22 protein-coding genes, 4 tRNA genes and 1 pseudogene are annotated in these 24,051 nt (G+C 44.9%); 10 read left to right on the plus strand and 17 right to left on the minus strand.

Features of this window, described 5'->3' with window-relative positions; translation table 11 throughout:
* Positions 1 to 289: 289 nt before the first annotated feature.
* A pseudogene (locus IQ211_RS19465) lies at positions 290 to 532 on the plus strand (hypothetical protein); the annotation flags it as partial.
* A 218-nt stretch (positions 533 to 750) separates the two neighbouring features.
* Here IQ211_RS19465 and IQ211_RS03075 read toward each other — a convergent pair.
* Positions 751 to 1,065, minus strand: coding sequence for a hypothetical protein (locus IQ211_RS03075; RefSeq protein ID WP_193836322.1), 315 nt, complete (start codon positions 1,063 to 1,065; stop codon positions 751 to 753).
* Between the two features lie 23 nt (positions 1,066 to 1,088).
* Between IQ211_RS03075 and IQ211_RS03080 the strand changes: the two genes are divergently transcribed.
* From IQ211_RS03080 to IQ211_RS03090, 3 genes are all read left to right on the plus strand, one after another.
* A complete protein-coding gene (locus IQ211_RS03080) occupies positions 1,089 to 1,328 on the plus strand; it encodes a hypothetical protein (RefSeq protein WP_193836323.1) in 240 nt (79 codons plus the stop codon).
* Positions 1,329 to 1,759: 431 nt separating this feature from the next.
* Positions 1,760 to 1,951 (plus strand): hypothetical protein, encoded by a 192-nt coding sequence (locus tag IQ211_RS03085; protein WP_189759413.1) that lies wholly within the window; start codon positions 1,760 to 1,762, stop codon positions 1,949 to 1,951.
* Between the two features lie 4 nt (positions 1,952 to 1,955).
* The gene (locus IQ211_RS03090) at positions 1,956 to 2,312 is read left to right on the plus strand and encodes a hypothetical protein (RefSeq protein WP_189759412.1); all 357 of its coding nucleotides are present in this window, start codon (positions 1,956 to 1,958) and stop codon (positions 2,310 to 2,312) included.
* A gap of 70 nt (positions 2,313 to 2,382) precedes the next feature.
* On the opposite strand, the gene IQ211_RS03095 is transcribed toward IQ211_RS03090, so the two are convergent.
* Complete coding sequence (locus tag IQ211_RS03095; RefSeq protein ID WP_189759415.1) at positions 2,383 to 2,661, minus strand: SymE family type I addiction module toxin; 279 nt, start codon at positions 2,659 to 2,661, stop codon at positions 2,383 to 2,385.
* Between the two features lie 406 nt (positions 2,662 to 3,067).
* On the opposite strand from IQ211_RS03095, the gene rarD reads away from it, so the two are divergent.
* Positions 3,068 to 3,958, plus strand: a complete 891-nt coding sequence (rarD, locus tag IQ211_RS03100) for an EamA family transporter RarD (protein WP_189759411.1) — start codon at positions 3,068 to 3,070, stop codon at positions 3,956 to 3,958.
* Positions 3,959 to 4,162: 204 nt separating this feature from the next.
* Here rarD and corA read toward each other — a convergent pair whose 3' ends face one another.
* From corA to lptM, 7 genes are all read right to left on the minus strand, one after another.
* Positions 4,163 to 5,113, minus strand: a complete 951-nt coding sequence (corA, locus tag IQ211_RS03105; protein WP_189759410.1) for a magnesium/cobalt transporter CorA — start codon at positions 5,111 to 5,113, stop codon at positions 4,163 to 4,165.
* Between the two features lie 88 nt (positions 5,114 to 5,201).
* Complete coding sequence (gene uvrD / locus IQ211_RS03110; protein ID WP_189759409.1) at positions 5,202 to 7,367, minus strand: DNA helicase II; 2,166 nt, start codon at positions 7,365 to 7,367, stop codon at positions 5,202 to 5,204.
* A 46-nt stretch (positions 7,368 to 7,413) separates the two neighbouring features.
* Complete coding sequence (yigB, locus tag IQ211_RS03115; protein ID WP_189759408.1) at positions 7,414 to 8,130, minus strand: 5-amino-6-(5-phospho-D-ribitylamino)uracil phosphatase YigB; 717 nt, start codon at positions 8,128 to 8,130, stop codon at positions 7,414 to 7,416.
* On the minus strand, positions 8,130 to 9,044 hold the full coding sequence (gene xerC / locus IQ211_RS03120; RefSeq protein WP_189759407.1) for a tyrosine recombinase XerC: 915 nt from the start codon (positions 9,042 to 9,044) through the stop codon (positions 8,130 to 8,132). The genes yigB and xerC overlap by 1 nt, the downstream gene beginning before the upstream one ends.
* Positions 9,041 to 9,745 carry a DUF484 domain-containing protein gene (locus IQ211_RS03125; protein WP_223281676.1) on the minus strand — a complete coding sequence of 235 codons (705 nt, stop codon included), beginning with the start codon at positions 9,743 to 9,745 and terminating at the stop codon, positions 9,041 to 9,043. Before IQ211_RS03125 ends, xerC begins: the two co-directional genes overlap by 4 nt.
* A gap of 48 nt (positions 9,746 to 9,793) precedes the next feature.
* Positions 9,794 to 10,618 (minus strand): diaminopimelate epimerase, encoded by an 825-nt coding sequence (dapF, locus tag IQ211_RS03130; RefSeq protein ID WP_189759405.1) that lies wholly within the window; start codon positions 10,616 to 10,618, stop codon positions 9,794 to 9,796.
* 37 nt (positions 10,619 to 10,655) lie between these two features.
* Entirely contained in the window at positions 10,656 to 10,853 is a 198-nt protein-coding gene (gene lptM, locus IQ211_RS03135) for an LPS translocon maturation chaperone LptM (RefSeq protein ID WP_189759404.1), read from the minus strand.
* 78 nt (positions 10,854 to 10,931) lie between these two features.
* On the opposite strand from lptM, the gene cyaY reads away from it, so the two are divergent.
* A complete protein-coding gene (cyaY, locus tag IQ211_RS03140; protein ID WP_189759403.1) occupies positions 10,932 to 11,252 on the plus strand; it encodes an iron donor protein CyaY in 321 nt (106 codons plus the stop codon).
* A 115-nt stretch (positions 11,253 to 11,367) separates the two neighbouring features.
* Here cyaY and IQ211_RS03145 read toward each other — a convergent pair whose 3' ends face one another.
* Positions 11,368 to 13,986 (minus strand): class I adenylate cyclase, encoded by a 2,619-nt coding sequence (locus tag IQ211_RS03145; RefSeq protein WP_189759402.1) that lies wholly within the window; start codon positions 13,984 to 13,986, stop codon positions 11,368 to 11,370.
* Between the two features lie 833 nt (positions 13,987 to 14,819).
* Between IQ211_RS03145 and hemC the strand changes: the two genes are divergently transcribed.
* From hemC to hemY, 4 genes are read left to right on the plus strand one after another with little or no spacing between them, the layout of a single operon-like run.
* Positions 14,820 to 15,761, plus strand: coding sequence for a hydroxymethylbilane synthase (gene hemC, locus IQ211_RS03150; RefSeq protein WP_189759401.1), 942 nt, complete (start codon positions 14,820 to 14,822; stop codon positions 15,759 to 15,761).
* The gene (gene hemD / locus IQ211_RS03155) at positions 15,758 to 16,498 is read left to right on the plus strand and encodes a uroporphyrinogen-III synthase (protein ID WP_189759400.1); all 741 of its coding nucleotides are present in this window, start codon (positions 15,758 to 15,760) and stop codon (positions 16,496 to 16,498) included. The genes hemC and hemD overlap by 4 nt, the downstream gene beginning before the upstream one ends.
* A gap of 20 nt (positions 16,499 to 16,518) precedes the next feature.
* The gene (hemX, locus tag IQ211_RS03160) at positions 16,519 to 17,664 is read left to right on the plus strand and encodes a uroporphyrinogen-III C-methyltransferase (protein ID WP_223281675.1); all 1,146 of its coding nucleotides are present in this window, start codon (positions 16,519 to 16,521) and stop codon (positions 17,662 to 17,664) included.
* A gap of 2 nt (positions 17,665 to 17,666) precedes the next feature.
* Positions 17,667 to 18,872, plus strand: coding sequence for a protoheme IX biogenesis protein HemY (hemY, locus tag IQ211_RS03165; protein ID WP_189759398.1), 1,206 nt, complete (start codon positions 17,667 to 17,669; stop codon positions 18,870 to 18,872).
* A gap of 780 nt (positions 18,873 to 19,652) precedes the next feature.
* Here hemY and IQ211_RS03170 read toward each other — a convergent pair.
* From IQ211_RS03170 to wzyE, 7 genes are all read right to left on the minus strand, one after another.
* Positions 19,653 to 19,729 (minus strand) — tRNA-Pro (locus IQ211_RS03170).
* 23 nt (positions 19,730 to 19,752) lie between these two features.
* Positions 19,753 to 19,839 (minus strand) — tRNA-Leu (locus IQ211_RS03175).
* 15 nt (positions 19,840 to 19,854) lie between these two features.
* Positions 19,855 to 19,930 (minus strand) — tRNA-His (locus IQ211_RS03180).
* Between the two features lie 75 nt (positions 19,931 to 20,005).
* A tRNA-Arg gene (locus IQ211_RS03185) sits at positions 20,006 to 20,082 on the minus strand.
* Between the two features lie 171 nt (positions 20,083 to 20,253).
* Positions 20,254 to 21,627: a bifunctional threonine/serine APC transporter ThrP gene (thrP, locus tag IQ211_RS03190; RefSeq protein ID WP_189759397.1), complete on the minus strand. Its 1,374-nt coding sequence runs from the start codon at positions 21,625 to 21,627 to the stop codon at positions 20,254 to 20,256.
* Between the two features lie 271 nt (positions 21,628 to 21,898).
* Positions 21,899 to 22,636: a lipopolysaccharide N-acetylmannosaminouronosyltransferase gene (gene wecG, locus IQ211_RS03195; RefSeq protein WP_189759396.1), complete on the minus strand. Its 738-nt coding sequence runs from the start codon at positions 22,634 to 22,636 to the stop codon at positions 21,899 to 21,901.
* Entirely contained in the window at positions 22,623 to 24,050 is a 1,428-nt protein-coding gene (gene wzyE, locus IQ211_RS03200) for an ECA oligosaccharide polymerase (RefSeq protein WP_189759395.1), read from the minus strand. Before wzyE ends, wecG begins: the two co-directional genes overlap by 14 nt.
* Between the last annotated feature and the right edge of the window lies 1 nt (position 24,051).

The following is a 24,051-nucleotide window of genomic DNA, read 5'->3' on the forward strand; positions in this document are numbered from 1 at the left end:
GAGCGCCGTAATCAGGCTAAGCAGCAATGTGCGGGGTTCAATATTTCTAATGCGTTGAGTAAATCCGCAGCCAAACGCTATCTTTTGCAAAGAAACATCACTAAAAAATTGCATTAACTGGTGTTTTATAGCAATAATCGTCACAGGCTTCATCCGTGGTTTTGGTATTAGTTTGGCGACGATTATCAGATCATAAATGAAGCCTTTTTTCTATCTAAAATATACAGTTAATGCTTAAGATCCTGTATATGAGAGCCGCTTAATTCCTGCGCCTAGTTGCTTTTGTATCCGCCATATCCAGGCGATGCTGGGGCATGAGAAAATCAACACGACCCAGGTCTATACGCGAGTCGCCATCAAACAGCTCAAGCAGGTGCACAGCCAGACCCATCCGGCAGAGCGTGCCCCCCAAACCCAACCGGACGCCGACTGCCATACCGAACCGCCGGAGAACGGTTCAGGCAGAGCCAGTGGCGAGTCTGAGGCCAAACCGACGTCACAGGGCACGGGACAGTCCGATCCGCCCCGTTGAGTCCGTCGGGGTACGGGCAGGGGCAGACCGTGGCCGGACTGCCCGTCGGCATCAGCGTCTGCGGGGGTAAATGGGCAATGGGCGGCGGCGGCCCCGGTGTCCCCAACCCGTGTGTACTGGCCGCCCAAAGCCCATTTAACATAATGCAGGGAGATTATGCGAAATTCGCCGGGCGGCCCTGCTGTCCCGCTCACCGCCCGAAGAGCGGCTCACATCGCCTAATCTGCATTATGTCTGGCGCCCCCGCTTATCGGCGCCGCAGACGTGCCGCCGCACAAGGCTGCGCCTTCTGCTCTAACCGCCTGAGCCGATCCCTGCCAAAAACCGCGCCAGACCGGAACACCGTGCCCCCGTTCGGCCAAAACCCCTTCATCTTTAGCGGCCTTGCGTTGCGCAGGCCAACAACCCTGTAGGCAGGTCGGCCTGCGGCCTCCGCGTTTACCTCCCCCGCCCCAACCCCGCTGCACTGGCTGCGCCCGGCTCGCAGTCGCTACGCTCCTTGCTCGTTGCCGTGCTCGCCATCTCCGCCCCATGCAGCCCCCGCAGGGGGCTTCCCTTGGAAACCCGATGCGGTCATGCAAAGCCGTGCTTCTGCTTAGGCTATCGTGCATCAGAGCGTCGCAGGGCGCCGCTTGCAGGCTCTATGCCGCCCGCACCCGCAGAACGGCCGCCCGGCGTCCGGCAAGCCGGCCCCCGTTCGTCCGTTGCCGAAAGTGAAAACCCTCACAAAATCAGGTTGTTTACTCCATCAATAAGAAACAGAGGCGCTATACTGCACAACGACTTGCGGCGGTAGCAGGGCAAAAAGCGCACCGGGGCAACATCGCAAAACAGGCCAAAAGTGCACATCGGCGTTTTAGGTTCGCGGGGATGGGCGGAACAGGTAAAAATGGTTCTTTAACAAGCTGATAGTCAAAGAAAAAATCGCTTAAAACAGTATGACCGCACCGGAATCGTTCCTAAGACCCCATCGGGCTAATGGGGGGAACCAATCCGTATTCGTATGTCCATAACCCCACCGGATGGGTAGATCCTCTGGGATTAAAATCTGTCAGTCCGAAAACTGTTCACTATTCTCAAAATGACATTAATCCTATATTTGACGATGGAAGAAATATTAATGCGTTAAAACATAGACTAATTAATGATCCGTCTTATATAAATCAGGTTGAGCCAATACGTAAGGTAAGAATGAAAGATCTTCCTCCTTCCACACAGGAAAGGCTTATGTCACAAGGAGCACACAAACATTCGGTATTCAGTTTAGATAACCGTAGGTTATATGCGGCAAAAGAGGCTGGTATAGAGAAAATCCCATCTAGATGGGCAACTCCTGAAGAATTAAAAGAAATAAATCTTGATCGTAGATTCTCTACAGAAGATGGCGGTAAATCCATTCAGATTAGGAAATGTGGTTGATAGAATGAAAACTCAAGCTATAGAAACAACATATGGAATTATATATTCAAGAAATGCGCTAATTGCTACTGACGTAGCATTAAATATGACTCCATTAAGTGTAAAAATAAGTGCATCTTTATCATTATCAGGCTGTAGACCGCAGATAAAAGATAAAGATCCTATAAATATTTCAATTAATTTTTATGATATTGAATTTATTAAAATATATATGCTAGATGATTATCCATATGAGAAATATTCATCCTCTAGTTTTGATGAAGTTGAAGAAGAACATCGGTCGGGGAATAAAAGATATATATTAAGCACTTATGATCATGTTTTTGATATTGTAGGCAAGTATGAAATAATGACTGAATAAAATCAAAAAGCCGGAAGATCACAGGGATCTTCCGGCTTTCTTCTTTTTAAGAGCTGCTCAGTCCTTGCTCTTAGCGGATTTTATAGTCTCCAATCAGCTCGCGCATTCGCAGCTTAATCTCATGAAATTGCGCTCGCTGGCGCTGATATTGCTGCCTGAGACTGTGGGTTTTATCGCTGTCAGGAATAAGCACCAGACAACCATCCATGATTTTAACTGTGAGTGTGCCACCAATATCAAAGCCCGCCGCCTTAAGCCATTGACCCTTTAAATGGATCGCAGGCGGGGCGGTGGCCTTGTCATTTTGCGGCACGTATCCCACGGTGTAATAACGTTCTGCTTTGGCTATTTATAAGCCAATACAAATAAATTAATCATAGTGCCACTGATACGATTTCCAACAGCAGCCACGCTGAATCTACCTTAGCCATGATTAGAAACCAATAATCCAAAAATATCTTAATACTTTGTTTTTACATGAAATTAATGAAAAAATTTTAAATTAAAAAGAAATTAAATTATGAATAACAGATAAAACAGGAGTCAGATTGCATAAAAATAGATAATCCTGTTACCTAAACATAATCATTTAGCATAAAGTGCCATTTAGCTAAGTGGAAAGATTTAATTTATTCCTCATGCTATTAACTACTTGTAAATCATTCATCCCAATGACACATTGTATAGGTCTATGAGCTACCACCTTAACCAGCTCTTCTGATTTTCTGAACATTCTCTAAACATTCAAGGATATTATGAGTAACCAACAGACTGCCAAAGGTATCTTGTATGCCTTGGGGGCTTATCTTATTTGGGGATTGGCGCCCATCTACTTCAAAGCCATACAATATGTACCACCCGATGAAATCGTGTCACACCGTGTTATATGGTCAGTTTTTTTTATGGTACTGCTGCTGACGTTGACTCGTCATTGGCGCCAGGTCTGGGCTGTTGTTCGCCAACCAAAGATACTGCTATTGCTAGGCATTACAGCCTTCACTATTACCAGTAACTGGCTTACCTATATCTGGGCAGTCAATAATGGGCATTTGCTGGAAGCAAGTCTGGGATATTTTATTAACCCTCTGGTTAACGTGCTGTTTGGTATGATATTTCTTGGTGAACGTTTCCGCCGTATGCAGTGGGTTGCCGTAGGATTGGCCTTTACCGGTGTCTTGATCCAGCTATGGCAGTTTGGTTCTATCCCCGTGATTGGTTTGTATTTAGCAACGACGTTTGCGGTCTATGGTCTGATCCGCAAAAAATTGGGCATTGATGCACAGACAGGTATGTTGATTGAAACAACCTGGGTATTCCCTGTCGCCTTGATTTACCTGCTGTTTTTCACCCATAGTTCAACAAGTAATATGCTGGATAATGCGTACTCTTTGAACCTTATGTTGATTGCTGCCGGTATTATTACAACGGTGCCTCTGCTGCTCTTCACCGCGGCCGCTGCGCATCTGCGTTTGTCTACGCTGGGCTTCTTCCAGTATCTTGGCCCAACATTGATGTTCTTGCTGGCAACGTTAGTTTATGGTGAGGAAATAGGACCAGATCGTTTAATCACTTTTGGCTTTATTTGGGCTGCCTTGATTCTGTTTACTCTGGATGCGCTCTATACGCAACGCCGTTTACGGAAATAGCTCAATTCTTTCAAAAACATTCCTAAGTGTTATCTAAAATATCTATACCAATCTAACGTCAAGATGCGTGTGATATCTCCCCCGCTTCGCGGGGAGATATCAAGTTTCATAGAGTGTTCTTGAAGTTTAATGCGTATATGCTTTTGGGTTAGTGGAAACAGCCGACAAAGCAATTCATTAGAAAATAGATAGCGGGTGAGATGGCTATAGCCAGTTTTTGCGTTTGAAGTAAAGGTAAGGAGCCAAACCCGCTGCTATCATCAATCCAATTGCCGCAGGATAGCCGAATGTCCAATGCAACTCCGGCATAAATTCGAAGTTCATTCCATAACTGGACGCAACCAGCGTGGGTGGCAGGAATACCACAGAGACAACGGAGAAGATCTTGATAATGCGGCTTTGTTCGATGTTAATAAAGCCCATCGCCGCCTGCATCAAGAAGTTCACTTTCTGGAACAGGGATTCATTGTGCGGCAGCAAGGATTCAATATCCCGCAGAATTTCACGAGCTTGTTCCAACTGATTGGCAGGCAAGCGGGCACGGCGCACAAGGAAGTTCAGGGCGCGCTGGCTATCCATCAAGCACAAGCGGACTTTCCAGCCAATATCTTCCTGTTCAGCAAGGTTAGATAATGCAGAATCAAACTCATCACCCTGTTTACCATTCATGATGACCCTGCTCAGGGATTCCAGCACGCTATAGATGTTTTCAATAACATCAGCCAATTGTTCGATTTTAGTTTCGAACAAGTCCATCAACAGCTCATAAGCATTTCCATCAACCATCGTCTGGTTACGGGCACGCATTCGGTATAATCGAAATGCAGGGAGTTCACGCTCTCGCAATGTGTAGAGACGACCGTCACGGATAGTAAATGCGACTGTCGAGTTGCCAGCATGGTCTTCGGCATCTTCAAAGTAGAAGAATGAATGGACGTGCATACCATCTTCATCTTCAAAAAAACGGGCTGATGCCTCGATGTCATCCAACTCGGTGCGGGTCGCCAGGATTTGTCCCAGCTCATTCTGGACACGGAGGCGATCATTATCCCCCAGCCCCACTAAATCTACCCACATGGAGTCTGATAACTTATCACCTTCTTCAAGTTCAAGACGGAGCAGGCGATTATTCTCTAATTTAAATGCGTTCAGCATGTACCATAAGTCTCCTTATACTCCCTACGTTTATCGTAAGGCGCGAATGTTACGCTTAGAAGAAAAAGTCTGTCAACTTTCGACCGGATTATTGGCCTGTTTCGAGTCTGGCATAAGCGGCTACCAGCCACTTAATACCTTCACCCTGAAACGCGATTTGCAAGCGGCAATGTTCCCCACTACCTTCTATATTGATAATCGTCCCTTCACCAAATTTGGGATGACGTACACGCTGTCCAAGAGCATAACCACTGTCATTGGCACTGATAGGTGTGCCCAGCCGTTTGTGGCTGACCGGGCGGGATACCGTTGCTCGCAAACGAACTTCTGCCACGCATTCTGTCGGTAATTCTCCAATAAAACGGGATGGGCGATGATGTACTTCCTTGCCATATAAACGACGATTTTCCGCATAAGTCAGCGTCAATTTTTCCATCGCCCGAGTAACGCCTACATAGGCCAGACGACGCTCTTCTTCCAGCCGACCGCCTTCTTCGATGGACATCTGACTCGGAAACATGCCCTCTTCCATACCGACAATAAAAACTTGCGGGAATTCCAAACCCTTCGCTGAATGCAAGGTCATCAGTTGCACCGCATCCTGATAGGCATCCGCCTGACCTTCCCCCGATTCAAGCGCAGCATGGGAGAGGAAAGCCTGTAATGGCAGCAGGTTTTCGTCCTCGTCCTGATAACTAAATTGGCGGGTTGCTGTGACCAATTCTTCAAGGTTTTCGATACGCGCTTGCGCCTTTTCGCCTTTTTCCTGTTGATACATCGCCCATAGGCCTGAATCACGGATAATGCGATCGGTCTGCACATGCAACGACATCTCCTGTGTTTCTGTTTCCAGCGCATCGATCAATTCGATGAAACGTTGCAGTGCAGATGCCGCACGTCCAGCCAGCACTTTTTCCTGTATCAATACCAGACTACTTTCCCACAAAGTTTTTTGCTGATCCCGCGCAACCTGACGCACCACATCCAGTGTTCTGTCGCCAATGCCACGTGTGGGTGTATTCACCACGCGCTCAAAAGCTGCATCATCGTGACGGTTTGCGACCAGGCGCAAGTAGGATAAGGCATCTTTGATTTCTTGACGTTCGAAGAAACGCTGGCCGCCATAAATACGGTAAGGCATGGAAGCCTGCAATAAGGCTTCTTCCAAAACGCGGGATTGAGCATTGCTTCGATACAGGATCGCACACTCTTTCAGTGCACCGCCATTATCCAACCAATGCTTGATACGGCCAACAACATAACGGGACTCATCCAATTCATTGAAGGCACAATAAAGTGAAATTTGCTCTCCCTCGCTGCCTTCTGTCCATAAATTCTTACCCAAACGATCACTGTTATGAGCAATCAGGGCATTGGCCGCTTTAAGGATATTGCTGGTCGAACGGTAATTTTGTTCCAGACGGAGCGTTTCGGCTCCCTGAAAATCCTTGAGGAAACGCTGGATATTTTCTACCTGTGCACCACGCCAACCATAAATGGACTGGTCATCATCCCCGACAATCATGACTTTACCGCTATCACCAGCCAGAAGACGAATCCAGGCATACTGAATACTGTTAGTATCCTGAAATTCATCCACCAGAATATTCGTGAAGCGTTCACGATAATGTTGCAAGATTTGTGGCTTGTTCAGCCAAAGTTCATGGGCGCGTAGTAACAATTCGGCAAAATCCACCAGCCCTGCGCGGTCACAGGCCTCCTGATAAGCCTGGTAGATTTTCAGCCAGGTTGCCTCTACCGGATTGCCATAACTTTCAATGTGCTGTGGACGCAATCCTTCATCTTTTTTGCCATTGATGTACCACATCCCCTGACGGGCAGGCCACTGTTTGTCATCCAGATTCATCGCTTTAATGATGCGTTTGATGAGGCGGTGCTGATCTTCGCTATCGAGGATCTGGAAATCCTGCGGCAAATTTGCATCAAGGTGATGGGCGCGCAACAAGCGGTGAGCAAGGCTATGGAATGTACCAATCCACATACCACCCTGACTGGTGCCAATCAGGTTTTCAATTCGGTGCCGCATCTCAGCAGCCGCTTTATTGGTAAACGTGACCGCCATGATGGAAAACGGCGAGGCATTTTCAACTGACAGTAACCAAGCAATCCGATGAACCAGCACGCGCGTTTTACCACTGCCAGCACCAGCCAGTACCAACATATTACTACGGGGAGCTGCGACCGCTTCACGTTGTTTATCATTGAGGCTTTCGAGCAGATAAGAAACGTCCATAATTACCGTCAGTTGTTAATATTTTTATATAGATTTCGATTTGAAATTATATCAGTGCTACCAAAGAAGCCAAATCAGAAATCTCAATATGTGGCACCAGACGCCCCTCTGGTTCCTGCATCAAGTTTTTATTCTCGATGTTGATCCAACAGGCTTGCATACCACTACAAAGTGCTCCTTCGACATCTGTATTCAGATTATCCCCCACATGCAGGATCTGATTTATAGGCAGGTTAAGCCGCTCTGCCGCGAGCTGGTACATATCAGGGTAAGGTTTGGACCGTCCATCTATGCCCGCTTTCAAAACAAATTCAAAGTAATGGGCAAGCCCACATGCAGCCGGTTCAGCGTTCCCATTGGTAATTGCCACTAACGGCATTTGTTCCGCCAGTATGGACAAAGTGTTATGGGTAGATTCTGGCACAGCGATTTGATTACGCCAGTACGTAAAGCAAGACATAATTTCATTTGTACCACGTACGGTTTCTTCATCATTGAAACCCTGGTGGGTAAACATCAGTTCTGCGGATTGCCGACGCCATGAAGTTACATCATGATAAATATCAGGTTCCCGTTCAAGAACCGCCTGACGGTATAAATACAGATCTTCATGCTCAAAGTGACCGAATTTGGCATCGTACTGCCTGATAAAACACAACACTTCTTTTTCGGTTTTATCGATTACAGGATGGTTATCGTAAAGCGTATCATCCAGATCGAATGTCATCGCAGCAAACGGCGCGATAGGCCGATAAAAACGCATTATGATTTTCCTCGTTTGGCTCTAGGGTGAGCCACATCATAGACTTTGGTCAAGTGCTGAAAGTCCAAATGGGTATAAATCTGGGTGGTCGACAGGTTCGCGTGCCCCAGTAATTCCTGCACGGCACGCAGATCTCCACTGGACTCCAGAATATGTGTGGCAAAAGAGTGACGCAATTTATGAGGGTTAACATGGCTACTAACACTTTGCCGAATCCCCCATTGTTCAAATCGTTTCTGTACATTACGGGCAGAGAGACGTTTTCCGCTTTTGGAGGAAATGAAAACTGCATCATCTTCCGGCTCAAGTAATCCCCGCATTTCCAGCCAACGCTGGAGCCATTCCTGCGCCATACGGCCAAACGGCACTTTACGTTCTTTGCTGCCCTTGCCATGTACCCAGACTTCCCCGCCTTCCAAATCCAAATGGCGACAATCCAGGCCCACCAGTTCAGATAAACGCAATCCCGCGCCATACATCACTTCCAGCATGGCCCTGTCACGCACTGACAGCAGATCGTTCAGATTAATATTGAGCAGTTGGTTAATTTCATCCACATCCATATTTTTCGGTAAGTGGCGTTTTTTATGCGGGGTACTCACTGTTTTAGCCGGATTAGCCGCCAGCTTATTTTGCATTACCATCCAGTCAAGAAAACTGCGCAAAGAAGACAAGCGCAAAGCGAGGCTGGCAGATTGCAAGCCTGCCCGCCGACTGCGGGAGGCAAACATTTTGACTTTAGCCGGATCTAACTCCTGCCACTCAAGTATCCCCATCTCCAATGACATTTCCGCCAAAACGACTAAATGGCGTCGATAGTTTGTGATCGTCACGGGGCTTAAACGTCGCTCAACCCGCAAATAGTGCAAGAAGCCTTCCACGGGTGCTAACAGTAAATCAATCGGCTGAGTCATGCGCGTTCAATCCAACGGGACAACAAACCCGGTAATAACTTCGCTAAATGGGCGAGAATGTCCGTTCCCATGCCTTCGTGATAGTGCTGTTTATCATGACTATTGAAAATGACCATACCCAAATCCCCTCGTGATCCTAAAAGGGAAATGGCCACTGAGCCAACATGACGTGCCTGTGGCATCAACAATAAAATCTCTGGGCCATGCAATCGGCCAAGATAATGATTCTTTTCGCCAAATCGCTTAATGCGGACGGGTTCAAAGGACTGACGGGAAATCGCCAGTTCCGGTACATTCAATGGGGCGCCAAGATGCCATTTATCACTAAACAATCGAATATAACTGTTACTCAACCCCAATGTTTTTGACCATGAAGTTAAGCAGGACAGAAAATCCTGCAAGCTCTTGGCACCAGAGAGATCCGACAGTAATTGCAATAGGTTACTGAACAGCACTTCATTCTGTTTCGCCTGCGCTATCAAATGGTTCAGATCGTCTTCCAAATAACAGATACGTTTCCTCTGGCGGTTCATATGCCATTCCATTAAAGAGACACTGTCCCGCACTGGATGAGGAACTCTTATCTTATCGACCATATTGGCATTACGGATAAAAAAATCTGGATTATTCAATAAATAATCCAAGACTGCTTGATCATCCAGCCTGCTTTCGATGTGCAATGGATCGTCTTTTTCACTCATTTTCCAATGCCCCATATTTCGAGAGAGACTCTGCGAACACAGAATCAATCACAAATGAATCGTACCATCATAGACGTGGGTTGCAGGCCCAGTCATAAAAAGTGGTTTACCCGCCCCATCCCAACGAATTTGCAGTGTCCCACCCGGAAGATCAACCCGAACCTGATTATCCAACAGCTCCTGCTGGATACCAACGGCTACTGCGGCACACGCGCCACTGCCACATGCCCGTGTCTCACCAGCACCGCGCTCAAAAACACGCAACCGAATATGGCCCCGATTTATTACCTGCATAAAACCAATATTGGCGCGCTCAGGAAAACGTTCATGGCTTTCCAATACAGGCCCCAATATTTCCACTTCAGCAGTGTCCACATCCTCAACCGGTATGACACAATGAGGGTTCCCCATCGACACAACGCCACACAGCACCGTCCGTTCAATAGCGCGGATAATATAGGTTTTCTCAGCCTTATTGGCGCGAAACGGAATATGCTGCGGCTCAAAATCCGGCTCTCCCATGTTGACACTGACCTGGTCATCATTTGTGATGCTTAATATCATTCGGCCTGCTTGTGTACTGACCTTGATATCACGCTTATTGGTCAACCCCTTGAGACGGACAAAACGGGCAAAGCAACGTGCCCCATTACCACACTGGGAAACTTCACTGCCGTCAGCATTAAAAATGCGGTAATGAAAGTCTAAGTCAGGATCATAGGGTGCTTCAACAATCAAAAGTTGATCAAAACCCACCCCTGTATTCCGGTTAGCCAGACGGCAAATTAACTCTGGAGAAAAATAAACATTTTGGGTCACTGCATCAACGACCATAAAATCATTACCAAGACCATGCATTTTGGAGAACTGCATATACGACTCCAGAAGAAATCACATTACCCAATCACTATTATGCATTCATCGATATATTGTCTTTTAATAAGCTGTTTTCTAACAGCTTTTCTGACTGCACCTGATCCATTTTATGCGTAGGTAGCTGTGTTGCAGATGTTTCCGCTGGAGGAAAATAGAGAGGCCCTTTCAAGCCACAACCAGCCAGAGAAAGTAATGTTATGATAGCCAGTGACCAACGAAGTTGTTTTTTCATTATATTAATGCCTGTGATTCATGCGCCAATACTCTCTATAATCGCAGCTAGGCCCTGAAAAGCAAATAGGAAATAAACATGAACGATAGCGAATTTCATCAATTGGCTGATCAATTGATGTTTCATATTGAAGAGCAACTGGATAATTACGATGGTGATACGGATATCGACTATGAAACAAACGGCGGTGTGATGACGCTGAGTTTTGAAAATGGCAGCAAAATTATTATCAATCGCCAAGAACCTTTCCATCAGATATGGCTGGCAACCAAAAATGGGGGTTACCATTTTGATTATCAGGATAGCCAGTGGATTTGTGACCGCAGTGGTAATGATTTTATCTCCATGCTGGCACAAGCCATTACTGAGCAAAGCGGTGAGCCATTCCAATTTTCGTGACTATACCAATCTGACTGCAAGATGCATTTCATCAAAACCAAATAAAAATAATGAGTCAACGAAAGACATCTAATAAAAGCGCCTGATAAAACAGGCGCTTAAACAATTGATTACATCAATAGTGATATAAAGAATGATAAGGATCGTGTGCATGTACCCCACAGGTTTTATCAAGGCGCTCGTCAATATGAAGCCTGGTATCATTCGCTTCTATATCAGCCACCGGATACACTCCCTCTATAAATGGAGTGACATGGGTACGCTCACCTTTCTTAACGATTTGATAAAACTGTGGCAGGTTGAAATTGACAAAGCTAGAGCCATAAGTAAAACGATCATGTGATGATGAATAAAACCGGCTGATATCTCGCACTAACTCTTCTTTACTGCCTTCACAATGGGAATAAATTTCCACCCGATTTGATTCATCAAGAATATAAATATTGAACCCTTGTTTGTCTTCAATATCTTCGAAAAAGAACTGGATAATACCTTCACAAGCAAAACCGTCTATTACAGGCGGTAAGTGCTTTTCTTTGGTGTCAATTTTGACTGGCAGTCCATGCAATTTGGTGTTGGAAATCGCACCATAGAATTCCACTGCATTTTCCAATTTTTGTACCGAAACGTTTAACCGTTCGAAGAATAATCCCCATGTTTGCCCTGAGATGCGTAATGCCTTAAAACGGTTTGGATCTTGTCGGTTACTGGACAGGCGTAACTCTATACACTCCGAAACTAATTGCTGGATACGCGTGCGGATCAATCCACGTAAATGTTTGCTATAACAGAAAACTTCAACATCAGATGGCGGTGCTGCATCTTGATGCATTTTTCCCAATATGGTTTTCAATGCTTCCAATACCGATTGCTCGCCATTGAAATGCAAGGTTCTTACTTCATTCCATGAATTGCGGTAAAGCAAATCAATGCTACCTACCAAACATTGCTGCAACTCGCCAAAACTGAAAACATTCAGGTTCCTTAAATCAAAGCGAACGATTTGATCAGAAAATGCAGTCGTTGGATCTTGTTCTAAATTGACAATGATCGCCAAGTGACGAATTTCACATGGGCTGTATAGTGCTTTTGGTGTAGGAGCAGGTAGACGGATTGGGAAATGAGCGGCAATGTCATCTACCAAATCACATAATTTCTGCCTGTCACACTGAGAGCCACCATGATGAATATGGAGCCGAGTTTCTTTAGCCAACAGGCCATTGAAATAGGTCCAGGAAACCAATTTATTCAGATAGCGATTGTATTCCAATGGTTGATGACCAGTGATCGATTCAATCGTGGGAGCATGGTTATAAAGATACCAACCACTACGGTTTACTCGCCCCGGAGGGACATAGATGAAGGTCAGATCCTTTTCCGACAGATCCGGTGATATCTGAGGATTCACCAAAGTCACTTTACCGGGCAATGCTTCAAAAGCCGCATACAATTTACGTGTCAATACGCCAATATCCTGTGGGCTGGCACTCACACTTAAATTATTACGGCGGGCAAAGCGGATTAAGTTGCGATAGCTCTGCATCATGGTATCAAGCAATTCATTATGGGCATCACGCACCTGCTCAATTTTCCATGCATTACGGTTATCCAGCATAGCCAGTTTACTCTCATCCCAACCCCATTCGCGCACTAACTGGGACATAACCTGACGACGCCATCCTGTACAACCTTTATCATTCTGGCCTGCCAATAATTGCTCACATACCTTCAGATAAAAACAACGACGCGCCAAATCAAGGCGCGCAAGGTCATTCGTGGCAGTCAGGTAGCGGGTTACACGCTCCAGCATCATGCTATAGGCATCGAGACCAAAAGAAACAATTGCACCGTCATGAAAATATTGCTTCATTTCCATCGCCAGAAGCTTTCCATTGGGATATTCCCATGAATAAGCTTCCAACAGCAGACTTTTCAATACAGCCTTATAAGGAGAGTCCACGCTCTTGTAAAGTTGCCAGAGGCTCGCCCCAAAATATTCTTCTGCAGACAATTCTCCCAAGCCACCCAGATCCAACCATTCATTTGGCGTCAACACACCTTGAGCATAGAGAGAAAGGACGTACTCATCATAATGAGCCTCCTCTTCCACAGGAACCATTGCCCACAACAAGCGCTTGCCAGCCAGACAAACCGCTGTGCGATAAAATTCATCCAGCAGAAGGATATGTTGGGTAGAACCGCAATCTTCACCGTTCAAACTACCACAGGCATTATGCCGAAAACGGTTTTCATCAATCAGAAAAAAAGTAACCTCAGTACCCAGTGAAGCTGCCCACTGTTCTATCAAGGTACATTTTTGTTCCAGCAAAGCTTTCTCGTCACTATCTAACCAAGATTGATGACAAACCCAAATATCTAAATCAGAAGAACAACTTTGCCCGATAGAAGACGTGCTGCCCATGGAATAAATTCCCGTAATCGGCAATTCACCATTAGACGTATGTGACGATACATCTGGCAGGACACCTGTCAGCTGACTATCCAGATCATTAATCCAAAACTGCTGTGCTTCATCAGGCATAAAAAAACAAACGCCATGAGGAACATCGCTTTTGATATAACCTGGCATCATTGGATGATGATAATGTAATAATACTGGAATTAAACTATAAACTTGCTTGAAAGCGTCACTCATTAAGCTCGTAGCGCGCTCTAATCTAAGTTGGTTAATTGCATCCAGTCGCTGCTTCAGCGTTTCAATATAGAGATACAAGAGTTTCGCCTGATATCAGTTCCAGTGCCCAAAGTAGTCCCCTGTTTCCGATAACGCATGGTATTACAAGATTATTTAAAATTATTTTTACAAACTTATTGTCGGAAACGTGATCAATTTAACACCTTGCAATCAAAGCGTAAAGTACGCAATACCATCTTTCCTCTTCACCTGCAATAGCCAAAATACAATTAACTCATTGTAAAATATTAAGTTAATCACGAAACAGACACAATAATATGTTTTTTTAGCACAACAATTACCGTTGATTATTTTTCATATCGTAGTTGTAAAGCATTGTAAATACATCACTCTTTCATCAATATTTAACTGAATAATATTTTTTTTATTGTTAAATATTCTCACCGCTTTTTATCATTAAGATAATCACAAAATTCAATTTGCTTTTAAATCAATCTCTTTGTTTATTTTCTCCATTCAAATAAAATATTATTTTAATATTTAAAATTATTTTTATTTCATAAACTGTATACGCATTAAACTTCAAGTTGCCATTGACAACACGCTATAAAACCTGATTTCTCCCCGCTTTGCGGGGAGAAATCACACGCATCTTGCAGTTAGATTGGTATATACCCATATACTATTTTGATTTTTTCTGGCTTTTTCGTAACTGGAAAAAAAATCATTGAGATGTTAAAACTGGCACTATTTTCTCACTAACTGGTGGCTAAAAACCCTTATTTTCCATCAAATCAAGTTGCGTAGTCGTTAATACAACGGTCAATAAAGCAACAAAAATTGCAAGATGAAGAATATAGAAATCATTAGTGAATACAGTCACCCAATATACTTACCTAATAGATTTATCCATGACAATGAAAACCATTCGCATCGCTACCCGCCAAAGCCCATTAGCTATGTGGCAAGCGCAATATGTTCAAAAGCAACTGAAACACTTTCATCCAGAACTGCAAGTAGAACTGGTTCCAATGGTGACACGCGGCGATATTATCCTCGATACGCCATTAGCAAAGGTGGGAGGAAAAGGGCTATTTGTGAAGGAACTGGAATTAGCTCTGCTCGAAAAGCGAGCTGATATTGCCGTCCACTCCATGAAAGATGTCCCTGTCGAATTTCCTGATGGTTTGGGATTGGTCACAATCTGCGAACGGGATGATCCACGGGATGCTTTTGTTTCAGTAAAATACGCCTCGCTCGATGACCTGCCGACTGGCAGTGTTGTGGGTACGTCCAGTTTACGCCGCCAATGCCAAATCCGTCAGCGACGTCCTGATCTTGTCGTTCGTGACTTACGCGGTAATGTCGGAACCCGTCTGAACAAGCTCGATAACGGCGATTATGATGCAATTATTCTTGCAACGGCGGGCCTGAAACGGCTGGGGTTGGAAGAACGCATTCGTATGCCATTAGAACCTGAGTTATTGCTGCCAGCCGTCGGCCAAGGAGCGGTAGGTATTGAGTGTCGGCTCGACGATCAGCAAACCCGTGAATTGCTGTCGCCCTTGAACCATGCAAGAACAGAAGCTTGCGTTCTCGCTGAAAGAGCAATGAACACCCACCTTGAAGGGGGCTGTCAGGTACCGATTGGCAGTTATGCCATCTGGCAAGGAGAGAATATTTGGCTACGCGCGCTCGTGGGTTCTCCTGATGGCACAGTGATCGTACGTGGTGAAAGAGTGGTTTCAGCCAAAGAAGCCCGTCAAGCAGGTATCGCATTGGCGGAAGAGTTATTGGAGAAAGGCGCACGCCAGATTCTGGCAAGCGTATACCAGAGGAACCTACCGAAATGAGCATTTTGATCACCCGCCCTGTTCCCGCAGGAGAGGAATTGGTCAAGCGACTGCGGTCTATTGGAAAATCAGCCTTCAGCGCCCCCCTCATTGCCATTCATCCGGGGGCAGATTTGCCATTACTGCCACAAAAACTGCAATGGCTATCTGCGGGAGATCTGGTTTTTCTATTATCAAAAAATGCTGTTCATTATGCCAATGAACAGCTTATTCAAACAGGCCAGTCATGGCCTGAACAGCTATCCTATTATGGGATCGGCAAATCAACTTCCCTCATGTTTCATCAATCAACTGGATTAGAAATCTTCTATTCTAAGCAAGGTGAAACCAGTGAAGATCTACTACAACTCCCCACGTTACAGTCAATGGACAATAAAAAGATTTTATTGCTTCGAGGCAATGGCGGCCGTGAAGTGATTGCCTCAACATTAAGGCTCCGTGGAGGTGTAGTCGATTACTGTGAATGTTATTCACGCCAGCCAGTTAAATACGATACCGCCGATTTCAGTCGTCACTGGCAGCAATGTGGTATAAAAACCATCGTTGTCACAAGTGGCGAAATGCTGCAACTGTTATATAACTTAGTCACTGATAGCGATGGAAAAACATGGTTACTGAATTGCAAGCTGATTGTGGTCAGCGAACGTCTTGCTCATATCGCCCAGACGTTGGGCTGGCAAACAATACAAGTCGCCAAGAGTGCAGATAATGACGCCTTAATCCAGGCACTGGAATAAATTAATATGGGATGTCCATTATGACGGAACAAAAAAAGACGGAACAAAAGCAACCTACCGATGCGGTTAAACGTTATGGTTGGTTAGGTAATACGCTTTCAATTGCCATTTCTTTGGCGATAGGTGTTGGTGGTCTTTATATTTATTATCATGGTCAACAGCAGAATGCAGCATTAAAAGCCGAAAATCTCGTTCTTCAACAAGAGATGGCTTCTCTGACACAACAGCAATCTGCCGAGCAGCAAAACTTTGGCACCAAACTCCAAGAGTTGACGGATTCTTTACAACAAGCCAACTCACAAAGTCAGCAACTCGATGGCCGCATGGCAGAGCTTCAAAAACGTGTTTCGGCATTTTCAAATACAGATATTGAAAACTGGCGACTGGCACAGGCAAGCTCCCTCGTTAAGATGGCCGGCCGAAAAGTCTGGAGTGAACAGGATATTACTACTGCCATCGCCTTGTTGAAAGATGCCGACCAGAACCTGGCTGAAATGGATGATCCCAGCCTGCTCTATGTTCGTAAGGCTATCATGGCAGATATCGATTCTCTGACCAAAATCAAACAGATTGATTTAGATGGTATTATCCTGATGCTAAATCAGCTATCAAACCAAGTCGATAACTTACACCTTGCCAATAAAGTAGAACAAGCCATATCGGAGAAGGCAAACGATCATGGGATCACAGCTTCCCTCTCTGATTGGCGCCAGAACCTGAGCAATAGCTGGCACAGCTTTATGGATAACTTCATTACCATTACCCCACGTGATAACAGCAAAGCGCCATTGCTGGCACCTAATCAAGGCGTTTACCTGCGCGAGAACATTCGTTCCAAACTGTTGATTGCTGCACAGGCGGTTCCTCGCCATCAAGTTAAAATTTATCAGGATGCATTGCAAGATGTGCAAGCTTGGGTGAATGCTTATTTTGATACCTCTTACCCGGAGGCAGAGAACTTTTTAACAAACGTTGTTTCACTGCAAAAGAAACCATTATCCATCAATGTGCCTGAACAGATGAACAGCCAGCCCATATTGGCAGAACTGGTTCGTAAGCGTATTTATAATTTACCGCATTCCAAGCAATCCCAAACTGAAACACAATCACAACCAACGACAACAGAAGCCATCGATCAAGCAAAAACATCCGTTGGGGAGAGCTGAACATGCTAAAAATATTCTTGCTGTTCATTATCCTTATCGTAGGAATTGTAGTTGGCCCTTTGATGTCAGGTCATCAAGGCTATGTTTTAATCCAGACAGACAAACTCAATATCACCACCAGTATCACCGGATTGGCGATCATTTTCCTGCTGCTGCAATTCCTGCTGATTTTCATCGGCTGGTGTTATCGTCGCTTAAAACGCACCAGTACATTTACCCATAGCTGGATCTTTGGTGGGTATAAACGTCATCGAGCCCATTCACAAACCAAACAGGCGCTGCTGAAATTTGCCGAAGGGGACTTCAAGCAAGTTGAGCGCCTGATGGCTCGCAACGCTGACCATGCAGAACTTCCGGTCGTGAATTATCTGCTGGCGGCAGAGGCCTCCCAACGGCGCGGTGATTATTTCCGCACCAACCAATATATTGAACAAGCGGCAGCGGTTGCTGATAAAGACCAACTCCCTGTTGATATTACCCGTATCCGAGTCCAATTAGCACAAGGTGAAACTCATGCCGCGCACGCTGGTGTGGACAAGCTGTTGAATCATGCTCCTCGTCACCCTGAAGTATTACGATTGGCGGAACAGGCTTACACTCTTACAGGCGCTTATCAATCCTTGATTGATATCTTGCCTTCTATGCTGAAAGCTAATTTGCATAGTGAAGAAGAGATCCTGAAATTGCGTCAGCAAGCCTATATTGGATTAATGAATCAGGTTATGGCAGAAAAAAGCAGTACGGGGCTGAAAATATGGTGGAAAGATCAAAGCCGCAAAATTCGCCATGACATTGTGCTGCAAGTTGCCATGGCCGAGCATTTGATTGAATGCAATGATCACGAAACTGCCCAGCAAATCATTTTAGACGGATTAAAACAGCAATATGACGAACGGTTGCTGCTATTAATTCCCCATCTTAAGGCAAGCGATTCTGACGTCATACAAAAAGCCCTCTCTCACCTGTTAAAGCAGCATGGTGCAACCCCACTGCTCAATAGTACACTGGGACAAGTTGCCTTGCACCATGGTGAATGGGCGAATGCTGAATCGGCATTTAAAGCCGCCCTTGCTCAGCGACCAGATGCTCATGATTACGCATGGCTTGCCGATGCACTGGACAGATTGCAAAAACATGAAGAAGCTACCCAAACCCGCAATAAAGGCTTTATGCTGACCTTGAAGCGTGATAGCGACGTCAAAGTATAAAGCGCGGAGGACACACCTCAGTTAACGATGAAATATATGGAATGCAATTGAGCCGTTAACTGAGGTGCATTCACCATTGAAGCGCATGGTAAACCGCTTGAAACCTGTTCTCACTTTTCTACAGACAAAAAAAACACCTATCAAAGAAGACAGGTGCATAAATACAATCAGGTCTACAGACGGATAGTGCCTCACTCAACGTTGTGTCCGGTTTGCGATGAAAAGACAAAATGCTTACTCATCTATAACGTGGACCATAGGCACCGACAATCAGCTCTACATCATCCCTAGGTTTATGAAGTCATATGCTGTCATAAGGAGTGGAATGAGTATCTACGATTGGAATATTGCATTTTATGTGCCAACTTTTTCAATCAGGATAGATTTTCTTTACCCAAGGTTTGACTGGCTTTCCATAATAGATAACCTGACTTTCACCAAACATCGTTAAAAATACCGTCTCTCATTTGCGACGCCATTCAAGCAATTTACATATAGGCCAGATAAATCATACTGTTGAACGTCTCCTATTTGAGACATCAAGTCGTGCGGTTTGTCGTTGAAATACAACATCAATACAAAAATATATTTAAAAACATAATATTAATGCGTTAACAAAAACAATCACATTCCATTTCTTGATTAAAAATAAAACGGAAATTATGGAAAAATAAAAAGGGAAAAATTTTTATTCGCAGAAAAAGTCGATAGAAAAAAGAAGTGACTGAGCGGTTGTTAGAAAGAAAAAACCCTCGCTATCGCGAGGGTTTTCTCAGAATCTGGTCGGCGAGAGAGGATTCGAACCTCCGACCCACTGGTCCCAAACCAGTTGCGCTACCAAGCTGCGCTACTCGCCGAAATATATTTTTTATCTTTCTTATGGTGCGAAGGGGGGGACTTGAACCCCCACGTCCGTAAGGACACTAACACCTGAAGCTAGCGCGTCTACCAATTCCGCCACCCTCGCGTTTCATAAAAAAGATGGGGTGGCTAACGAGACTCGAACTCGCGACAACTGGAATCACAATCCAGGGCTCTACCAACTGAGCTATAGCCACCATAACAGCTATCTTTTTACATACAACAATGCCCGACCACGATAACTCATTACCACTGCTCTTGCACGCTTTAAATGGCGCGCCCGACAGGATTCGAACCTGAGACCTCTGCCTCCGGAGGGCAGCGCTCTATCCAGCTGAGCTACGGGCGCTTAACGCCGTTGCGGTGGAGGATAGTACGGATTTAATGTCGTACTGTCCAGTGCTTTTTTAAAAGAAATGATGCGTTTGATTATGCTTTATTCATTTAGATGATAAAGCCAGCACTTTTCCACCGCAGTATCAGCAAAAACAGTTTTGCGTTCAAAAACCAACCAATAAAACTATTTCGATTTTTTAGGCAAATACCATTTCATTAACCAATAAATTAGTGACACGATCAGCAAAAATACGCCCCCGACTATCAGGGAAAAACGGGTATCCGTATTAATTGCCATCCCCACTAATACACAGCACAGGAAAATCAGTGTCAGATAATTGACATAAGGGAACAGAATTGATTTAAACCGATGCTGTTTTATGGCTTCCTCATGATGCTGGCGGAAACGCAATTGACTGACCAGAATCACAAACCATGGCACCATGCCAGGCAACACGCTGGCGCTATAAACATAAACAAATACTGACTGCGGATTTGGTATCAGGTAATTCAAGCTGGAACCTGCAATCAAGCAACCAATGGTAATTGCAATACATCTTACTGGCACACCATTTTTCGACAATTTCAGCAGTGAAGCAGGCAATTGACGGTTCTGTGCCAAGGCATATAACATTCTGCCACCGCTGTACATTCCGCTGTTACAGCCCGACAACGCAGCAGTCAACACAACAAAGTTAATTACTGCAGCCGCAGAAGTGATACCGACTTTAGAAAAAGTCATCACAAATGGGCTGCCATGCGCACCTACTTCTGTCCACGGGAACAATGTAACAACGATAAAAATGGCACCAACATAAAAAATCAGGATACGCCACAAGATATTGTTGATCGCTTTTCTAAGCGTAACTTGTGGTTTTTTTGCTTCACCGGCAGTAATGCCAACCAGCTCTACCCCCTGATAAGAAGCAACCACAATGCACAGGGCAAATAAAAAGCCTTGCCACCCACCAGAGAAAAAACCACCATGTGTGGTCAGGTTATCCAAACCAATAGGTTGCCAGTCATTACCCAACCCGAAGAAAATCAAACCAATGCCAATCAGGATCATCACAATAATCGTTGTGACTTTGATCATGGCAAACCAAAACTCCAGCTCGCCATACAGCCTGACTGCCGCTAAGTTTGCTAAAGCAACTAATCCAACCGCTACCAGTGCCGAAACCCATTGAGGCAACTCAGGAAACCAAAATTCAGCATAGACGCCAACCGCAGTAATCTCTGAAATCCCGACAGAAACCCACATGAACCAGTAACCCCATGCGGTCAGGCATCCCCAATAAGGACTTAAATATTTATGCCCAAAAGCAGCAAATGAACCCGTTACAGGTTCAAGAAATAACATTTCTCCCATGGAACGCATAATGAAAAAGACGAAAAGCCCAGCAATAATGTAAGCCAGCAAAACAGAAGGACCGGCCCATTTCAAGGTACTGGCTGATCCCATGAACAGCCCTACACCGATTGTGCCACCTAGCGCAATCAGCTCAATATGACGTGCCTCAAGTCCCCTTTGCAGGCTCTGTTTTGAATCACTCATAAAACTCCCTATCCACTTTTATGATGTCTATACTTACAAACAGAAAAAATACAGGAATTGATAATCAATCGTTGTAAAAAAGGCTGGGATCAAAACACGTTTTGCCTGTTAGTGAAATAAAAAAATGCTAAAACTAGGGATTGCAGACATGGGATTTGAAAACAAGCAGTGAAACAACAAGCCATTGGTCAACCCAAAGACAGTAATACAATAAAGCAAAAACCTGCTGTATATGTTCGATACAGCAGGCAAAAACAGAGAAATTTTGGGATTAGAGCTTGCCACCGTAATAATAACCAAGGAATCTCAATAGCTTTATCTGTCTACGAATTCTGCTTGGCTGAGAAAGCAAGCGATACAACCATTCCAAACCCAGATTCTGCCAGACTTTCGGTGCACGTTTAACGTGACCAGTAAAGGCATCATAGGTTCCTCCAACCCCCATATACAGTGCATCTGGATGCACCTTGCGGCAATCACGCATAAAGATTTCCTGTTTGGGCGATCCCATCGCGACAGTAATGATCGCAGCACCACTGGCACAAATCCGCTCAAATACCTCATCACGTGTATCAGGTGTAAAATACCCATCCTGGCTGCCTACAATATTGACATTCCATTGGGTGCGCAGTTTGTTTTCAGTCTGTGCCAAAATATCGGGTTTTCCGCCAACCAGAAAGACCGGTGTGCCTTCACGCCCTGCCCGCTCCATCAGGGCTTCCCACAAATCAGCACCCGCAATACGCGATACATCCGCATCAGGGTATTTGCGGCGAATAGCGCGTACTATGCTAATACCATCTGCGTATAAATATTCGGCTTCATCCAGTAATGCATTCAGCGCATTGTCTTTCTCCGCCGTGAGCACTTTTTCTGCGTTAATCGCAATCAATGTACCTGTTTTCACCTGCTCAGCCAGAAAAAGGTGGTCGAGGAAATGCGACATACCGCGGAATCCCCAGATACTGAGACCACGAATGCAGTATTTGGGAATATTATTCAATGCCATTTTTTTTCCTTACATCCAAAATAACAGATGTTTTTCGCGAAGCTGCCAGATTATTGACCGTAAATTTTCGAATCAGCCCAGCGCTTTCAAACAGCCAATACAGCAATTTCGCCACAACCAGACATAGGCCAAAGACAAGACAAAAGAACACTACCCGAGAAACAAAAGAATCGACTCCTTCACGGGCCAACACAATCATGTTAAAGATGGCGCCAAAGCAGAAAGCTTGCAAAATTGCTGCCTTATAGCGATTGCTCTCCTGTTTTCCTGCTTCATAAATCCAGTCAAACCATTTAATAATAAAACCAACTGCGATTGCCCCCAGGGGAATAAAGAATACGCCCCCCATCACCACAAGAGAGCCAATCAGTGTTGGGGAGATCGCAAGACCAGAATGGTTATCTAATACATCCCACGTGAAATAGTTAGCGGTGTTCCAGACCAGATTGGGTCTGTCCGGCCATACCCAACCAGGAATGAAGACATAAAAATCACGGATAATCGGTACCAGTCCTTGAAAATCGATTTTGCTGTAATTATCCAGTAACAGGGCCAAATTTTCCCACGGTGAGAAAGTATCTCGCGTGAGATACAGGAAAGTATAAAATGCCTCCGCCCCGCTTACATCCAAGCTGTAGCGTTTCAACGCCAGCCAGAACATACCGACAACTCCCATCGCACCCGCAGTAAACAGCATCCACAGTGTGATCCAGCCACGAACAATCCCGATAAACAGGAACAATGCAAATGCGATAATGATGTTAGCTCGCGTTCCGCCAACGATCACATATGTCAGGACGCCAAATCCCACCGTTCCTACCAAAAAGCACAACCATCGTACTTTGGTCGGTTTCAGAAAAAAGACCACTAGCATGGCAGGAATAAAGAAATAAAAGAATCGCTTGAGCGCCACACCGGAAACCTGGCTGGAAAATATCTGGCTATAGGACTGTAATTTAAACAGCAAAAAGCCGTTTTGCATAAAGAACGAACCTACCGTAACGATAGCAATACCAGCAAGCAGTAACCACGTTAGATTCGTTTCCACCCGATTCATTGTAAACAAGGGCTTACGCGGTGCCGTCACTGTTAAGGTTTCAGACTTTATATTATCGTCTGACCGTATTTTATAAGTGAGGCGTGTCTTATAAGCCACATAATAAATGGCGTAAAAACAGCCAGACGCCAGCATTGCATGTAATAATGAATCTACTGGTACCACTTCCACATTAAACTGAAATACCAACAAGCTAGTCAGTGGAAAGCCAAAATAGAATGTCAGCAGATACAACAATGAGAAAAAAACATTAAAGTTAAAACGGACACGCTGAAACTCCTGATATGTCAAAGTCAGGATAAAGGCCACCGAAATCACGTAAACAACAAAAAGCCCACCGAATTGTATCAAAGTCATT

The sequence above is a fragment of the Xenorhabdus griffiniae genome, from assembly GCF_015163655.1.
GTDB lineage: Bacteria > Pseudomonadota > Gammaproteobacteria > Enterobacterales > Enterobacteriaceae > Xenorhabdus > Xenorhabdus griffiniae.

What these genes read in the sequence shown, in the direction of transcription:
- thrP (WP_189759397.1), bottom strand. Translation starts at nt 21,627, where the DNA reads ATGAGTGATTCAAAACAGAGCCTGCAAAGGGGACTTGAGGCACGTCAT.
- IQ211_RS03090 (WP_189759412.1), top strand. Translation starts at nt 1,956, where the DNA reads ATGAAAACTCAAGCTATAGAAACAACATATGGAATTATATATTCAAGA.
- rarD (WP_189759411.1), top strand. Translation starts at nt 3,068, where the DNA reads ATGAGTAACCAACAGACTGCCAAAGGTATCTTGTATGCCTTGGGGGCT.
- yigB (WP_189759408.1), bottom strand. Translation starts at nt 8,130, where the DNA reads ATGCGTTTTTATCGGCCTATCGCGCCGTTTGCTGCGATGACATTCGAT.
- hemY (WP_189759398.1), top strand. Translation starts at nt 17,667, where the DNA reads ATGCTAAAAATATTCTTGCTGTTCATTATCCTTATCGTAGGAATTGTA.
- IQ211_RS03125 (WP_223281676.1), bottom strand. Translation starts at nt 9,745, where the DNA reads ATGAGTGAAAAAGACGATCCATTGCACATCGAAAGCAGGCTGGATGAT.
- IQ211_RS03085 (WP_189759413.1), top strand. Translation starts at nt 1,760, where the DNA reads ATGTCACAAGGAGCACACAAACATTCGGTATTCAGTTTAGATAACCGT.
- lptM (WP_189759404.1), bottom strand. Translation starts at nt 10,853, where the DNA reads ATGAAAAAACAACTTCGTTGGTCACTGGCTATCATAACATTACTTTCT.
- hemX (WP_223281675.1), top strand. Translation starts at nt 16,519, where the DNA reads ATGACGGAACAAAAAAAGACGGAACAAAAGCAACCTACCGATGCGGTT.
- xerC (WP_189759407.1), bottom strand. Translation starts at nt 9,044, where the DNA reads ATGACTCAGCCGATTGATTTACTGTTAGCACCCGTGGAAGGCTTCTTG.
- wecG (WP_189759396.1), bottom strand. Translation starts at nt 22,636, where the DNA reads ATGGCATTGAATAATATTCCCAAATACTGCATTCGTGGTCTCAGTATC.
- dapF (WP_189759405.1), bottom strand. Translation starts at nt 10,618, where the DNA reads ATGCAGTTCTCCAAAATGCATGGTCTTGGTAATGATTTTATGGTCGTT.
- corA (WP_189759410.1), bottom strand. Translation starts at nt 5,113, where the DNA reads ATGCTGAACGCATTTAAATTAGAGAATAATCGCCTGCTCCGTCTTGAA.
- IQ211_RS03075 (WP_193836322.1), bottom strand. Translation starts at nt 1,065, where the DNA reads ATGGGGCGGAGATGGCGAGCACGGCAACGAGCAAGGAGCGTAGCGACT.
- hemD (WP_189759400.1), top strand. Translation starts at nt 15,758, where the DNA reads ATGAGCATTTTGATCACCCGCCCTGTTCCCGCAGGAGAGGAATTGGTC.
- wzyE (WP_189759395.1), bottom strand. Translation starts at nt 24,050, where the DNA reads ATGACTTTGATACAATTCGGTGGGCTTTTTGTTGTTTACGTGATTTCG.
- cyaY (WP_189759403.1), top strand. Translation starts at nt 10,932, where the DNA reads ATGAACGATAGCGAATTTCATCAATTGGCTGATCAATTGATGTTTCAT.
- uvrD (WP_189759409.1), bottom strand. Translation starts at nt 7,367, where the DNA reads ATGGACGTTTCTTATCTGCTCGAAAGCCTCAATGATAAACAACGTGAA.
- hemC (WP_189759401.1), top strand. Translation starts at nt 14,820, where the DNA reads ATGACAATGAAAACCATTCGCATCGCTACCCGCCAAAGCCCATTAGCT.